Source organism: Enterobacter sp. RHBSTW-00994 (assembly GCF_013782625.1).
In the GTDB taxonomy this organism is placed as follows: domain Bacteria; phylum Pseudomonadota; class Gammaproteobacteria; order Enterobacterales; family Enterobacteriaceae; genus Enterobacter.
Map to the genome: position 1 here is coordinate 185642 of NZ_CP056199.1, position 13512 is coordinate 199153.

11 protein-coding genes, 1 tRNA gene and 1 other RNA gene are annotated in these 13512 nt (G+C 52.5%); 6 read left to right on the top strand and 7 right to left on the bottom strand.

The window, feature by feature from the left end:
- Positions 1–16 precede the first annotated feature (16 nt).
- The 5 genes from HV346_RS00875 to HV346_RS00895 all read right to left on the bottom strand — a co-directional run bounded on the left by HV346_RS00875 (position 17) and on the right by HV346_RS00895 (position 5018).
- Entirely contained in the window at positions 17–1297 is a 1281-nt protein-coding gene (locus HV346_RS00875) for an MFS transporter (RefSeq protein WP_181621770.1), read from the bottom strand.
- A gap of 116 nt (positions 1298–1413) precedes the next feature.
- Complete coding sequence (locus HV346_RS00880) at positions 1414–2352, bottom strand: sugar kinase (RefSeq protein ID WP_181621771.1); 939 nt, start codon at positions 2350–2352, stop codon at positions 1414–1416.
- Positions 2353–2356: 4 nt separating this feature from the next.
- Positions 2357–3106: a sugar phosphate isomerase/epimerase gene (locus HV346_RS00885; protein ID WP_181621772.1), complete on the bottom strand. Its 750-nt coding sequence runs from the start codon at positions 3104–3106 to the stop codon at positions 2357–2359.
- A gap of 102 nt (positions 3107–3208) precedes the next feature.
- Positions 3209–4225 (bottom strand): LacI family DNA-binding transcriptional regulator, encoded by a 1017-nt coding sequence (locus HV346_RS00890; RefSeq protein ID WP_181621773.1) that lies wholly within the window; start codon positions 4223–4225, stop codon positions 3209–3211.
- A gap of 130 nt (positions 4226–4355) precedes the next feature.
- Positions 4356–5018, bottom strand: coding sequence for an OmpA family lipoprotein (locus HV346_RS00895; RefSeq protein ID WP_181621774.1), 663 nt, complete (start codon positions 5016–5018; stop codon positions 4356–4358).
- A gap of 213 nt (positions 5019–5231) precedes the next feature.
- Here HV346_RS00895 and HV346_RS00900 point away from each other — a divergent pair, with 213 nt between their 5' ends.
- Entirely contained in the window at positions 5232–7511 is a 2280-nt protein-coding gene (locus HV346_RS00900) for a molybdopterin guanine dinucleotide-containing S/N-oxide reductase (protein ID WP_239006618.1), read from the top strand.
- Here HV346_RS00900 and HV346_RS00905 read toward each other — a convergent pair.
- Both HV346_RS00905 and tag read right to left on the bottom strand, forming a co-directional pair.
- Positions 7474–7920 carry an N-acetyltransferase gene (locus HV346_RS00905; protein WP_181621776.1) on the bottom strand — a complete coding sequence of 149 codons (447 nt, stop codon included), beginning with the start codon at positions 7918–7920 and terminating at the stop codon, positions 7474–7476. The genes HV346_RS00900 and HV346_RS00905 overlap by 38 nt on opposite strands.
- The gene (gene tag / locus HV346_RS00910; RefSeq protein ID WP_181621777.1) at positions 7898–8479 is read right to left on the bottom strand and encodes a DNA-3-methyladenine glycosylase I; all 582 of its coding nucleotides are present in this window, start codon (positions 8477–8479) and stop codon (positions 7898–7900) included. The genes HV346_RS00905 and tag overlap by 23 nt, the downstream gene beginning before the upstream one ends.
- Before the next feature lie 160 nt (positions 8480–8639).
- On the opposite strand from tag, the gene HV346_RS00915 reads away from it, so the two are divergent.
- The 5 genes from HV346_RS00915 to HV346_RS00935 all read left to right on the top strand — a co-directional run bounded on the left by HV346_RS00915 (position 8640) and on the right by HV346_RS00935 (position 13068).
- Positions 8640–9344: an autotransporter domain-containing protein gene (locus tag HV346_RS00915; RefSeq protein ID WP_181621778.1), complete on the top strand. Its 705-nt coding sequence runs from the start codon at positions 8640–8642 to the stop codon at positions 9342–9344.
- Positions 9345–9581: 237 nt separating this feature from the next.
- Entirely contained in the window at positions 9582–10784 is a 1203-nt protein-coding gene (locus HV346_RS00920) for an MFS transporter (RefSeq protein WP_181621779.1), read from the top strand.
- 261 nt (positions 10785–11045) lie between these two features.
- Positions 11046–12737 (top strand): kdo(2)-lipid A phosphoethanolamine 7''-transferase, encoded by a 1692-nt coding sequence (gene eptB, locus HV346_RS00925; protein WP_181621780.1) that lies wholly within the window; start codon positions 11046–11048, stop codon positions 12735–12737.
- 91 nt (positions 12738–12828) lie between these two features.
- Positions 12829–12905: transfer RNA gene (locus HV346_RS00930), tRNA-Pro, on the top strand.
- A gap of 32 nt (positions 12906–12937) precedes the next feature.
- Positions 12938–13068: non-coding RNA, RtT sRNA (locus tag HV346_RS00935), on the top strand.
- The last annotated feature ends 444 nt before the right edge of the window (positions 13069–13512 follow it).

A 13512-nucleotide genomic window follows, 5' to 3' on the forward strand; every position in this document is an offset into this window, starting at 1 on the left:
GTTGATTTTAAAGGATTCAGGCGTGGCGTGCGCCGATGGGTAGTTGTTGATTATTAGCAGGCTTAACAATCAAAGTAAGCCACACTGACGCGAAAAGCGCTACCCCCATAAATATGTACGAGGCCGAAGGGCTACCGGTTGCACCATTCAGGTAGCCAACAAACCAGGAGCCGAAGAACGACCCGAGCGCGCCCATGCTGTTGATGAGCGCCATTGCGCCACCTGCCACGTTACGCGGCAGCATTTCCGGAATAATGGCAAAGAACGGGCCATACGGGGCATACATGGCAGCACCGGCAATAACCAGTAGCGTGTAAGAAGCCCAAAAGTGGTTTGTGCCAACAGCCCATGAACCAATGAACGCGCAGGCCGCGATCAGCAGCAGTGGCCAGACAAACAGTTTGCGGTTTTGCAGCTTGTCCGATGCCCAGGACGCGACAATCATCGCGATGGTTGCTGCCAGATAAGGGACGGATGAGAGCCAGCCCACTTCCACCATGCCAAGGTTTTCACCACCACTCCGGATAATTGACGGCAGCCACAGAACGAAACCGTACACCCCAATACTCCAGGTGAAATATTGCATGCACAGCAGAATAACGTTGCGGGAACGGAATGCCTCTCCGTAGTTGCGCACCGCTTTCAGGCCCTGCTGTTCTTTATCCAGTTGCGCTTGCAGCGCAGCTTTTTCCTCTTCGGAAAGCCACGTCGCCTGGGTTGGTTTATCTTTCACAAGCACCCACCAGCAAAATGCCCAGATAACAGCCGGAACACCTTCGATGATAAACATCTCGCGCCAGCCGAAAGATTGAATCAGGTAGCCGGACACCACCGACATCCACAGGACCGTAACCGGGTTCCCGAGGATCAGGAAGGTGTTAGCGCGAGAACGTTCGGATTTGGTAAACCAGTTGCTAATGTAGATAAGCATCGCGGGCATCACGGCCGCCTCGACGACGCCGAGGATAAAGCGAATGGCAGCAAGCGCCGGGATGTTATGCACCACCCCCGTCAATGAGGCACAACCTCCCCAAAGAATCAAACAGACGAAAATGAGTTTTCGCACGCTGCGGCGCTCTGCATAGATAGCGCCAGGGATCTGGAAGAAGAAGTAGCCCAGGAAGAAAAGGGCGCCTAACAGTGATGAGACGCCTTTGGTGATCCCCAGGTCTTCGGTGATCCCTGCGGCGGATGCGAAACTGAAGTTTGCACGATCAAGGTACGCCAGGCTGTACGTGATAAACACGATCGGCATGATGTACCACCAGCGTTTGACTGCATTGGTCGAACTGTTCATAGGCTTGCCTCTGTTGTTGAGGTTTGTACCGCCGTTGTATGTAGGGTACACGGTGGTTTCATTGTGTGGTGTGGGTTTTCCCCTCACCCAGGCTCTCTCCCTAAAGGAGAGGATATTTATGCGTCGAGCTGCGCGCGCGTAGGTAATCCTTCACTGTCGCCCTGCACCTGAATCGCCAGCGACCCAATCTTGTTGCCCCGCGTGACGGCCTGATGCAGCGTTTGACCTTCCAGCAGGCTGCTGATCACGCCCACGGCGAAACCATCCCCTGCGCCGACGGTATCGACTACGTTTTCAACTTTTATCGCCGCAACAGCACCTTGTTCACCATTGGTCGTTTTAAACCATGCGCCATCGGCCCCGGTTTTCAGGACCACGGTTTTTACACCCTGATTCAGGTAAAAATCTGCAATCGCGTCGGGCGTATTTTTCCCTGTAAGGATCATCCCTTCTTTGAGGCCTGGCAGTACCCAGTCGGCCTGGAAAGCCAGATGATTCAACTTCTCGATCATCTCCGTTTCGCTTTTCCACAGCACCGGACGCAGGTTTGGATCGAAAGAGATGGTTTTACCTTGTGCCTTCATGCTTGCCGCCGCGTGATCGAGCAATTCATATGAGCTGGCAGAGAGTGCCGCAGCGACACCGCTCAGGTGAAGGTGTCGTGCGCCCGCAAAATGGTCAGCATGATAATCTGCGATGGACAGGTGGCTTGCTGCTGATCCTTTACGGAAATATTCAACGATGGGATCGGTTCCATTTTCAACTTTAGATTTAAGCTGAAAACCGGTTGCGAAGCGTTCGTCTTGTGTGACGCCTGCAGGATCAATTCCTTCCTTATTCAGTGTGTCCAGAACGAACTGGCCGAAACTGTCTGTGCCCACGCGGCTCACCCAGCTTACTTTCAGGCCCAGGCGTGCCAGACCGGTCGCAACGTTCAACTCTGCACCTGCCACGCGTTTGATAAAGTGGTTTACGGCGCTCAGCTCCCCTGTTTCTGTAGCAACAAACATGGCCATGGCTTCGCCGATGGTGATAACGTCCAGCGTCTTTTGCATCGTCTTATTCCTCACGCAGCAGGTTAACGTAATGGCGTGTGATGGCGGTTAAATCCGGGCCTTCCAGCGGAAACTCAATTCCGCGCGGCGCATCGACAGGTAACTGGTTGAGCAGATCCAGCCAGCGGGCATCAGCATGATCGGGCGCGATGGCGCGGAAATGCTGGTTATGCGGGACTGCGGCCTTGACATGGATATAGCTCACCGCGGGGGCGAGGTGGCGTGCGGCTTCTTCCGGCGAATCGCCCGCCCACAGCCAGTTTCCCATATCGAAAGTGAGTGTAATGGGCAGTTCCATAACCCGACAGGCGGCTTTGAAGCGTTGCATGGGAGCGAGTTGACCGCAGTCGGTTTGATCATTTTCGACAACTAACGCCATGCCGCTTTCGCGAAGCTGTGCGCGGAGTTCCTCCAGCGAGTGCTTATCCTGGAAATACCCCAGAGAAACTTTCAGCCACAGGGCATTTAGCGTGCTGGCTTCGGCAAGGTAGCGCGACAGGTCCGGGTTGAGTGAGCCGTCAGGCATAAACAGGGCGGCAGGGGCGGAGTAGCAGACCAGTAATCCCAGCAGCTCAATGGATTCGCTCAATGCAGGCAAAGCCTGCAACTCCTGAGGACTGAATAATTCACGGCGGATCTCTACCCCGTCGGCCCCTGCGGCGGCAATCACCGGCAGGATCGCCCGTTGACCGCCAGCTTGTCGCACCTGATCCGCGCCATACGCGGCGGTAACTACCATAATTTTCCTGCTCATTGGCTGACTCCATCGCAATATCAATATGTATTACGCTAGATGGAACCGGTTCCAAAGAAAAGGTCAGGATGTTGAATTTATGATCGGCATCACGAAGGGGAGTTAACGGGCCGTAGAGCCGCGGACAATCAGTTCACCGGAGAAGACTTGCTCGCGTACAACATCGCTGGCGCCTTCAATGCGGCGAACGACCTGTTCGACCGCAGCAAAACCAATTTGCCAGGTCGGTTGTTTGAGGGTCGTAATCCCTACGCCCGCAAGTTCTGCCCACTCAAGTTCATCAAACCCGAGCAGGCCGATATCACTTCCCCAGTGCAGGCCAATCCGCTTGAGTGAACGAGCAACCTGAAGAGTGAGTGCTCCGTTGGCGGAGATAACGGCTTTGCGCATGCCGCGATGGCGGGTGTGGAACTGGCGGAGGATATTGTCGATCTGTTCAGATTCATGCAGTGGTGTTTCGGCATTTTCCGCGATCACGCCAGGATAGCGTGCCAGCGTAGCACGGAAGGCACTCAGGCGATCCCGGCGGGTGTTCACCGTGCCCAGCGGCTCACTCAGGAACAAAATGGCCTCGAAGCCTTGTTCAATAAGGTGTTCTGTCGCTGTGGTTGCTGCTTGCGTGTTATCCAGCCCGACCACATCACAGGCAAATTCCGGAATTTTACGATCGATAAGTACCATCGGCAGAGAGGATTGTTGCAGGCGATTTAGCCCTTCCTCGCGCATGCCAACGGCATTGACGACAATACCTTCCACCTGATAACTGCGTAGTAAATCAAGATAATGCAGTTCCTGGTCAACTTCGTTATTGGTGTTACAGACCAGCGGAGTGAACCCTTTTTCACGACAGGCCGCTTCAATGCCGCTCAGCACGTTAACGGAATAGGGGTTGGTGATGTCGGCAATAATCAGGCCGATAAGTCGGGTCCGGCCATGTTTCAGGCCACGAGCCATAAGGCTTGGGTGATAATCCAGTTCGGCGATAGCTTGTTCAATACGTGCCAGCAGCGCGTCGGACAGCAGGTGTTTCTCGCCATTAAGATAGCGTGAAATACTGGTCTTACCCGTTTTAGCGGCTTTTGCCACATCGCTGATGGTGGCCCGTGTTGATTTGCTCATCGCTGATTTCCCTGACTTTAGTGAGAACACCTTAGCGTGAAAATCAACGATGGCAAGCGGTTCATACTGGAGTGTGAGGCCTGATGTCCTTACTCCAACCCTCTCCCTGGGGAGAGGGGGAATACGAAATCTACTGGATCGGGCTCAGCGTGATCTCTACACGGCGGTTCTGTGCTTTACCTTCAGCCGTGCTGTTGCTGGCAATCGGGTTTGCCGGGCCCATACCGCTGGTACGGATACGGTTAGCGTCAACGCCCTGGGTAATCAGCGAACTGGCGACCGAGTCGGCACGTTGCTGTGACAGGCGTTTGTTCAGATCCTGGCTGCCAGTGCTGTCGGTGTATCCGATCACGTTCACGGCAGTCTTATTGTACTCTTTCAGAACCATTGCCACGCCCGTGAGGGTATTTGCTCCGGCAGGTTTCAGCGTCGCGCTGTTGCTGTCGAAGGTCACGTTATTTGGCATGTTCAGGATGATGTTATCGCCGCTACGCGTCACGCTCACGCCTGTCCCCTGCATTTTGTCGCGCAGTTTCGCTTCCTGCACATCCATGTAATAACCCACGCCCCCGCCCAGTGCAGCGCCTGCTGCTGCGCCGATCAGAGCGCCTTTGCCGCGATCTTTCTTGGAGGAGGAGAGTGCGCCAACACCTGCGCCAACCAGCGAGCCAAGGCCTGCGCCGATGCCCGCTTTGCCCGCTTCACGTTCACCGGTGTAAGGGTTTGTTGTGCAGCCTGATAAAGCTAAAGTCCCGCTCACCAGAGCGGCAATGACGAGTACGCGTTTTTTCATCTTCTTTCCTTAATCCTTTTTATTCTTTGCCACGACGAGGCTGGCGGTTGATTATGACGTCCAGATATGTCGAAAATTCCGGGGATAACTCCGAAATTTGTGTCAAACCATAAACAGCCTCATCTAAGAAGGCCGTAAACCTGCACGCAACCAGGAGCGCACGCTTTGACCACCTCAACAAAAACTATTCTGACCGCCGCCCACTGGGGACCGATGCTGGTCGAAACCGATGGCGAGAACGTGTTGTCATCCCGTGGGGCATTACCCACTCAACACCCTAACTCCTTACAAACCGTGGTTCGCGATCAGGTACACAGTAAAACCCGCGTCCGCTGGCCGATGGTGCGTAAAGGCTTCCTGGCATCACCGGATCAACCGCAGGGAGTGCGTGGTCAGGATAAGTTTGTCCGCGTGAGCTGGGATGACGCGCTTGCGCTGATTCATGCGCAGCATAAACGGATCCGCGACAGCTACGGCCCGTCGTCGATTTTTGCAGGTTCCTACGGCTGGCGCTCAAACGGGGTATTACATAAAGCGGCAACGCTACTGCAACGCTATATGAGCCTGGCGGGAGGATACACCGGGCATCTGGGGGATTACTCGACCGGTGCGGCGCAGGCCATCATGCCCTATGTCGTCGGAGGCAATGAAGTTTATCAACAGCAAACCAGCTGGCCGTTGGTACTGGAACATACGGATGTGATCGTGCTGTGGAGCGCTAACCCGCTCAATACGCTCAAGATTGCGTGGAATGCCACCGATGAACAGGGTATTCCGTATTTTGATGCGTTGCGTAAAAGCGGTAAACGCGTGATTTGCATTGACCCAATGCGTTCCGAGACGATGGATTTCCTGGGCGACAGTGCCGAATGGATTGCGCCGCATATGGGGACTGACGTGGCGATGATGCTGGGTATCGCTCATACGCTGGTCGAAAATGGCTGGCAGGATGAGGCATTTCTTGCTCGCTGCACCACGGGCTATGACAAATTTGCGGACTATCTGACGGGGAAAACCGATGGCACGGCGAAAACCGCAGAGTGGGCTGCGGAAATTTGTGGCGTAAATGCAGACAAAATTCGCGAACTTGCCAAATTATTCCATACCAACACCACGATGTTGATGTCGGGGTGGGGGATGCAGCGTCAGCAGTTCGGTGAGCAAAAACACTGGATGCTGGTGACACTGGCCGCCATGCTCGGGCAGATTGGCACACCGGGTGGCGGTTTTGGCCTCTCCTATCACTTTGCAAATGGCGGAAACCCAACGCGTAAAGCCGCGGTGCTGGCGTCAATGCAAGGATCCGTACAGGATGGCATTGATGCTGTGGATAAAATTCCGGTGGCGCGCATCGTGGAGGCGCTGGAAAATCCTGGTGGTTTTTATCAACACAATGGCATGGATCGTCATTTCCCGGATATCCGTTTTGTCTGGTGGGCGGGTGGCGCAAACTTTACCCATCATCAGGATACAAACCGTTTGATTCGCGCGTGGCAGAAGCCAGAGCTGGTTGTGATTTCGGAGTGCTTCTGGACGGCCGCAGCCAAGCACGCGGACATTGTGTTACCTGCGACGACATCATTTGAACGTAACGACCTGACCATGACCGGGGACTACAGCAACCAGCATATGGTTCCGATGAAGCGTGTGGTGGCCCCACGTGATGAAGCGCGTGATGACCTGGAGGTGTTTGCCGAACTCAGCGAACGCTGGGAGCCGGGAGGACGAGCGCGTTTCACTGAAGGGAAGTCCGATCTCGAATGGCTGGAAACGTTCTACCAGATTGCCGGGCAGCGTGGGGAAGCGCAGGGCGTCACCTTGCCACCGTTTGCTGAATTCTGGGAGGCGAATGCGATCTTCGAGATGCCGGAAAGCGAGCAAAATGCCCAGTTTGTTCGTTTTGCTGATTTCCGCCGTGACCCGCAGAATCATCCGCTGAAGACCGAAAGCGGGAAAATTGAGATCTACAGCCAGCGTATTGCCAGCTTCAGTTATGCCGACTGTCCACCACACCCGATGTGGCTGGAGCCAGATGAATGGCACGGGAATGCGCAGCCGCAGCAACTTCAGATTTTGTCGGCGCATCCGGCGCACCGTCTGCACAGCCAGCTTAACTACACGTCACTGCGTGAACAGTATGCGGTCGCTGGGCGCGAGCCTATTACGCTCCATAAAGACGACGCGAAAGCGCGTGGCATTGTTGATGGTGATGTGGTGCGCGTCTGGAACCAGCGTGGACAGGTGTTGGCAGGCGCGGTTGTCAGCGACGGGATTAAACCCGGTGTGATTTGCATCCATCAGGGAGCCTGGCCAGACCTGGAACGGAGTGAAGGTGGCATTTGTAAAAATGGGGCCGTCAACGTGCTAACCAAAGATCTCCCCAGCTCTAAGCTGGGGAATGGTTGTTCAGGGAACACGGCACTGGCCTGGGTAGAGAAATATCAGGGACCCGAACTTACGTTAACGGCGTTTGATCCACCTGCCAGCTCATGATCCATGTCGGGTGTTGGGTATCATCCTGCCAGGCGCTGTCTTCAATACGAAAGCCCTGCGCATGGTAGAAATTCACCGCCCGGACATTCTTCTGGTACACCTCAAGGCTTAAATAGGGATAGCGCTGTTGAACATAATTCAGCAGCGCATGCCCAATCCCTTTTCCGATAAAGGCCGGTGCGACAAACAGTGCTCCGACAAACTGTGATTGCATCACGCTGATGAACCCGCGTGGGCATCCGTCCTGTTCCCAGATCCAGGTCTCCGCTGAAGGGAGGTAGACATCACGTACGATGCTTTCACTCTCTTTCCAGTAGTTTGCATCGATAAAGGGATGTGCTTCGGTTGTGCTCTCAAGCCATAAGCTCAAAAGTGGGGCAAGGTCATCACTTTGCCATTTGCGGATCATCGTGGCCCCCTGGATGACAGAAACAGCCGGTGATATGGTCGTTGACCAGACCGCAAGCCTGCATAAAGGAATAGCAGATGGTTGTGCCCACAAATTTAAAGCCACGCTTCTTCAGCGCCTTAGATAAAGCATCTGAAGCGGGTGTGGACGTGGGGATCTCTGCAAGCGTTGCGGCCTGCGTGATCTTTGGGTTGTGATCCACAAATGACCAGACAAAATCTGAAAAGGATTCGCCGTTTTGCTCCATGGTCAGGTACGCACGCGCATTACCGATGATGGCCTGAATTTTACCGCGATGGCGGATAATGCTGGCATCCAGAACCAGTCTTTCAACATCCTGTTCGGTCATGCTGGCAATCGTGACAGGATCAAAGTGATGGAAGGCAGCACGGTAATTTTCCCGCTTTTTCAGAACCGTAATCCATGACAGGCCTGCCTGTTGGCCTTCAAGACAGATCATCTCGAAGAGTTTCTTTCCGTCGGTTTCCGGCACGCCCCATTCCTGATCGTGATAATCGATATAGAGCTGATCCTGGCTTACCCAGCCGCAACGTTGCATAGGTTATCTCCCTTATTGATACTGAAATCGCAAAAATTTCAATCTGCCCGGCTTGACGTGTCTGCTAAAGAGACAATAGTTAATACAGGGCTATGCCCTCACATCTCTTCCTAAACAATGACAAATATCGCCGAATTCGGCTCTTTCTGGAGTCGCTTTGATGATGATAAAAAAAATCAGTGGCCGCCATGCTGTTTCTGGCCTGGTGGGTGTATCAGTCTGCTTGCTTTTTTGTAACACAGCTTATGCCTGGCAACAGGAATATATCGTTTCAGATACACAAAGTAATACGGCTGAACGCTATACATGGGATGCCGATCACCAACCGCGTTATGACGATATTCTCGCGGAGCGTATTCAGACGTCGCAAAATGCAGTGGGCCTTACTCTCAATTTGCCATCTGACGCGGTGGTAGACGTGCCTACGTCAATGAGTGTGGGATTGAATTTTCCGATTGCCGACCATTTTACCACCGGGCCGGTTATGGCCTGGCGTTATGACGGTTCAGCGCCGACGATGTATAACGAGTTTGGCGATAACCCGACGACGCAATCTCTCACCGATCCGCTCTGGCATGCAAGCGTCAGCACGCTCGGCTGGCGTGTCGACACGCAATATGGCGATCTTCGTCCCTGGGCGCAGGTAAGCTATAACCAGCAGTTTGGTGAAAATCAGTGGAAGTCTCAGTTTGGAATGGCACAGTCTCCAGCACCTATGCAGTATGGCAACTGGGTTGATGTCACCGTTGGGGCCGATGTGTTGTTAAACCCGCATATGGCGGCGTATGCATCGTTGTCTCAGGCTGATAACACGACAACGGGCGCAGACTTTCTTTACACACTTGGTGTGAGCGCCAGATTCTAGTGTGTTACGTTTTTAAACGTTATGATAACATCTTCAGTACAATGACAGTCGGGGCTGCAGCGATAGTATGCACTAACACATGCTGGCACAGTTTCCCGACCAGGTCATTCATTCCCGATTCCAGGCATTTCATTCCGCTCCTCCTGCATTTCATGCCGTTTTCCCCCAGGTAATTGACGGTTTTGTTTATCGTTGTCTGCAGCGAATTCCCTTATTTTTTCTTGCAGGACAACTGCCATGAACACATCAACTTATAACCGCACACGCTGGCTGACTCTATTTGGAACTATCGTGACGCAGTTTGCGTTGGGATCGGTCTATACATGGAGTCTGTTTAATAGCGCGCTTTCCGATAAGCTCGGCGCACCGGTCAGCCAGGTCGCATTCTCCTTCGGTCTACTGAGCCTTGGCCTTGCTCTTTCCTCTTCTGTCGCGGGTAAATTACAAGAACGTTTTGGTGTTAAGCGCGTCACCATGGCATCCGGCATTCTGTTGGGGGTTGGGTTCTTCCTCACGGCTCACTCTCATAATTTAATGATGCTCTGGCTAAGCGCCGGGGTGTTGGTTGGTCTGGCAGACGGTGCAGGGTATTTGCTGACGCTGTCTAACTGCGTGAAATGGTTTCCTGAACGTAAAGGGCTGATCTCGGCCTTCGCGATTGGCTCCTATGGACTGGGCAGTCTGGGTTTCAAATTTATCGACTCACATCTGCTGGCCTCCGTTGGCCTGGAGAAAACTTTCATGATCTGGGGTGTGATCGTGTTGGTGATGATCCTGTTTGGTGCAACGTTGATGAAAGATGCGCCTCAGCAGGAAGTCAAATCCGTGAATGGTGTGATGGAAAATGATTTCACGCTGGCGCAATCCATGCGTAAACCGCAGTACTGGATGCTGGCGGTCATGTTCCTGACGGCCTGCATGAGCGGTTTATATGTGATTGGTGTGGCGAAAGATATTGCGCAGGGAATGGTTAAACTGGATGCGCTCACTGCCGCCAATGCGGTCACGGTCATCTCTATTGCTAACCTGTCTGGCCGTCTGGTGCTGGGGATACTGTCAGATAAAATGTCCCGTATTCGTGTGATTACGATTGGGCAGGTGGTATCGCTGGTGGGTATGGCGGCACTGCTCTTTGCACCGCTGAACGAAGCCACGTTCTTTGCCGCGATTGCCTGTGTCGCTTTTAACTTTGGGGGAACCATAACCGTCTTCCCATCGCTGGTGAGTGAATTCTTCGGCTTGAATAACCTCGCGAAAAACTACGGTGTGATTTACTTAGGCTTTGGTATTGGCAGTATCTGCGGTTCGCTTATTGCGTCCCTGTTCGGTGGGTTCTATGTGACCTTCTGTGTGATTTTTGCCTTGCTGATTCTTTCCCTGGCATTGTCGACAACGATTCGCCAGCCGCAGCGCGAAGTGTTTAACGAAGCGCACGCCTAATTTATCCTTTTAAAAAGGCCGGATTTCCGGCCTTTTTTGTCTCTGAAATCCAATGGTTTTTTATTGTTGTTCAGTCCGGCATTCATTTTTTGTAAATATCTGTACCGATCACACTCTCTGCTGCCACTTTTTTCTTCCGCTGTGGTCTACTGACCACGCTTGTAGACGTTTCCGATAACGATTCCCTGAGCGATTATTTAATCTGTTCACTTTTGATACATCAGTGAACGGCGTTACTGTCCCTTTTTCCGGGTTGCTTGCATGAAATACATTAAATCGATGGCACAACAAAAGCTGAGTTTTTTGCTGGCGTTGTACATCGGACTGTTTATGAATGGCGCGGTGTTCTTCCGTCGGTTTGACGGTTACGCGCAAGATTTTACCGCCTGGAAAGGAATTGCCGCGGTTGTTGAATTGGTTGCTGCTGTGCTGGCTACATTCTGTTTGCTTCGTGTGCTCTCACTCTTTGGTCGCCGTGTGTGGCGGGTACTCGCTTCGTTTGTTGTGTTGTGTTCGGCAGGCGCCAGCTATTACATGACCTTTATGAACGTGGTGATTGGCTATGGCATCATCGCCTCGGTCATGACCACGGATATCGACCTGTCGAAAGAGGTGGTGGGCCTGCACTTTGTGCTCTGGCTGCTTGCTGTGAGTGCTTTACCGCTGTTACTCATCTGGAGTAACCGCTGCCGGTACACGCTGATTCACCAGATCCGCACGCCGGGGCAACGTATCCGAAGTGTTGCATTGGTGCTGCTGGCCGGGTTGATGGTCTGGGGACCGATTCGCCTTCTGGAAGTGAAGCAGAAGTACGATGAGCGTACCTCAGGTGTGGATCTGCCAAGCTATGGCGGCGTTGTCGCCAACTCTTATCTACCTTCTAACTGGATTTCTGCACTGGGGCTTTATGCCTGGGCGCAGGTGGATGAGTCTTCTGATAACAAATCGCTGATGAATCCGGCGAAGAAGTTTACCTACGTGGCTCCAAAAGATATCGACGATACCTATGTCGTCTTTATTATCGGGGAAACGACACGCTGGGATCATATGGGTATTCTGGGTTATGGTCGTGATACCACGCCAAAACTGGCTCAGGAGAAAAACCTGGTCGCCTTCCGGGGGTACTCTTGCGACACTGCCACCAAACTCTCCTTGCGTTGCATGTTTGTGCGACAGGGCGGGGCGAGTGATAACCCACAGCGTACACTAAAAGAGCAGAATGTGTTCTCGGTTCTGCGCCAGCTTGGGTTTACCTCTGATCTCTACGCCATGCAGAGCGAGATGTGGTTCTACAGCAATACCATGGCGCAAAACATTGCGTACCGTGAGCAAATTGGAGCTGAACCCCGTAACCGTGGCAAGAGCGTGGACGACATGCTGCTGATCGATGAAATGAAGATCTCCCTGAACGGGAATCCGGATGGCAAGCACATGATCATCCTGCATACCAAAGGGTCGCACTTCAACTACACCCAACGTTATCCGCGCAGTTTCGCGAAATGGACGCCGGAGTGCGTCGGTGTGGACAAAGATTGTACGAAGGAACAGCTGATCAACTCGTTCGATAACTCGGTTACCTATGTTGATCACTTTATTGATACGGTGATTGATCAGGTGCGCGATAAGAAAGCGATTGTTTTCTATGCGGCTGACCACGGCGAGTCCATCAATGAATATGAACATCTGCACGGTACGCCGCGTAAGATGGCTCCGCCGGAACAGTTCCGTGTGCCAATGATGGTCTGGATGTCGGATAAATATCTGGAAGACCCGGCGAAAGCGAAGATGTTTGCGCACCTGAAAAAAGAGGCGGATATGAAAGTTCCGCGTCGTCATGTGGAGCTGTACGACACCATCATGGGTTGCCTGGGTTATACCTCATCAAACGGTGGGATTAACGAAAATAACAACTGGTGCAATATCCCTGATAATACTGCAGAAGCCGCTAAATAACCGGTCTGGCGAGTTTATCGCCAATCAGATGGCTTTTTTATGATAAGGGATTGACGAGGGCGCACCTCAGCAGTAAGATGCGCTCCGCATTCGGCGAGTAGCGCAGCTTGGTAGCGCAACTGGTTTGGGACCAGTGGGTCGGAGGTTCGAATCCTCTCTCGCCGACCACATTCGAAACCCTGCTCTTAGAGCAGGGTTTTTTGCATCTTAAGCTAATAAGGATGAGAATCTCCGGGGAAGGAGGTTCGACCCGAACGAAGCGAGAGAACGTAGCTTTAGCAACGGCTCGCAGGGAGAGCCACGCAGTAGTGAGTCATCCTCTCTTCGACCACAGTTAAAAAAGGGCTAACCGCAAGGTGAGCCCTTTTTGCATTATGGATTTATCCACGCCAATACGGAAAAATATCCCTGATCCCCGTATCAACCTGTCTGTTAACGATTTTGTGACATAATCCATTGTATTTTTTTATATATAGATTGATCTTTTTTCGCGTTGCTTATGGATAACCTCAGCATTTTCCGCTGTGCGTTTTAACGTTCGCGGCATTAAGTGCTCAGATAATCGCCATTCTGTAAGAAAATTTACGTAATATGAATAAATGTTAATCACTGACTGTTGCGAAATATGAAGATGTTTGTGCTGCAACATGACGAGTAGCATAAATTTCCCTGCTGAAAATATACCGACAAAGTTTTTTTAATCTTTGTTTACGGTTTCTCACACTCAACGTAAATCCCCGTCACCTGTATTGACGTTTTCACATTCTGTTGACAG

Coding starts and splice junctions, on each gene's coding strand:
- HV346_RS00875 (WP_181621770.1), bottom strand. CDS start 1,297: ATGAACAGTTCGACCAATGCAGTCAAACGCTGGTGGTACATCATGCCG.
- HV346_RS00880 (WP_181621771.1), bottom strand. CDS start 2,352: ATGCAAAAGACGCTGGACGTTATCACCATCGGCGAAGCCATGGCCATG.
- HV346_RS00885 (WP_181621772.1), bottom strand. CDS start 3,106: ATGAGCAGGAAAATTATGGTAGTTACCGCCGCGTATGGCGCGGATCAG.
- HV346_RS00890 (WP_181621773.1), bottom strand. CDS start 4,225: ATGAGCAAATCAACACGGGCCACCATCAGCGATGTGGCAAAAGCCGCT.
- HV346_RS00895 (WP_181621774.1), bottom strand. CDS start 5,018: ATGAAAAAACGCGTACTCGTCATTGCCGCTCTGGTGAGCGGGACTTTA.
- HV346_RS00900 (WP_239006618.1), top strand. CDS start 5,232: ATGCTGGTCGAAACCGATGGCGAGAACGTGTTGTCATCCCGTGGGGCA.
- HV346_RS00905 (WP_181621776.1), bottom strand. CDS start 7,920: ATGATCCGCAAATGGCAAAGTGATGACCTTGCCCCACTTTTGAGCTTA.
- tag (WP_181621777.1), bottom strand. CDS start 8,479: ATGCAACGTTGCGGCTGGGTAAGCCAGGATCAGCTCTATATCGATTAT.
- HV346_RS00915 (WP_181621778.1), top strand. CDS start 8,640: ATGATGATAAAAAAAATCAGTGGCCGCCATGCTGTTTCTGGCCTGGTG.
- HV346_RS00920 (WP_181621779.1), top strand. CDS start 9,582: ATGAACACATCAACTTATAACCGCACACGCTGGCTGACTCTATTTGGA.
- eptB (WP_181621780.1), top strand. CDS start 11,046: ATGAAATACATTAAATCGATGGCACAACAAAAGCTGAGTTTTTTGCTG.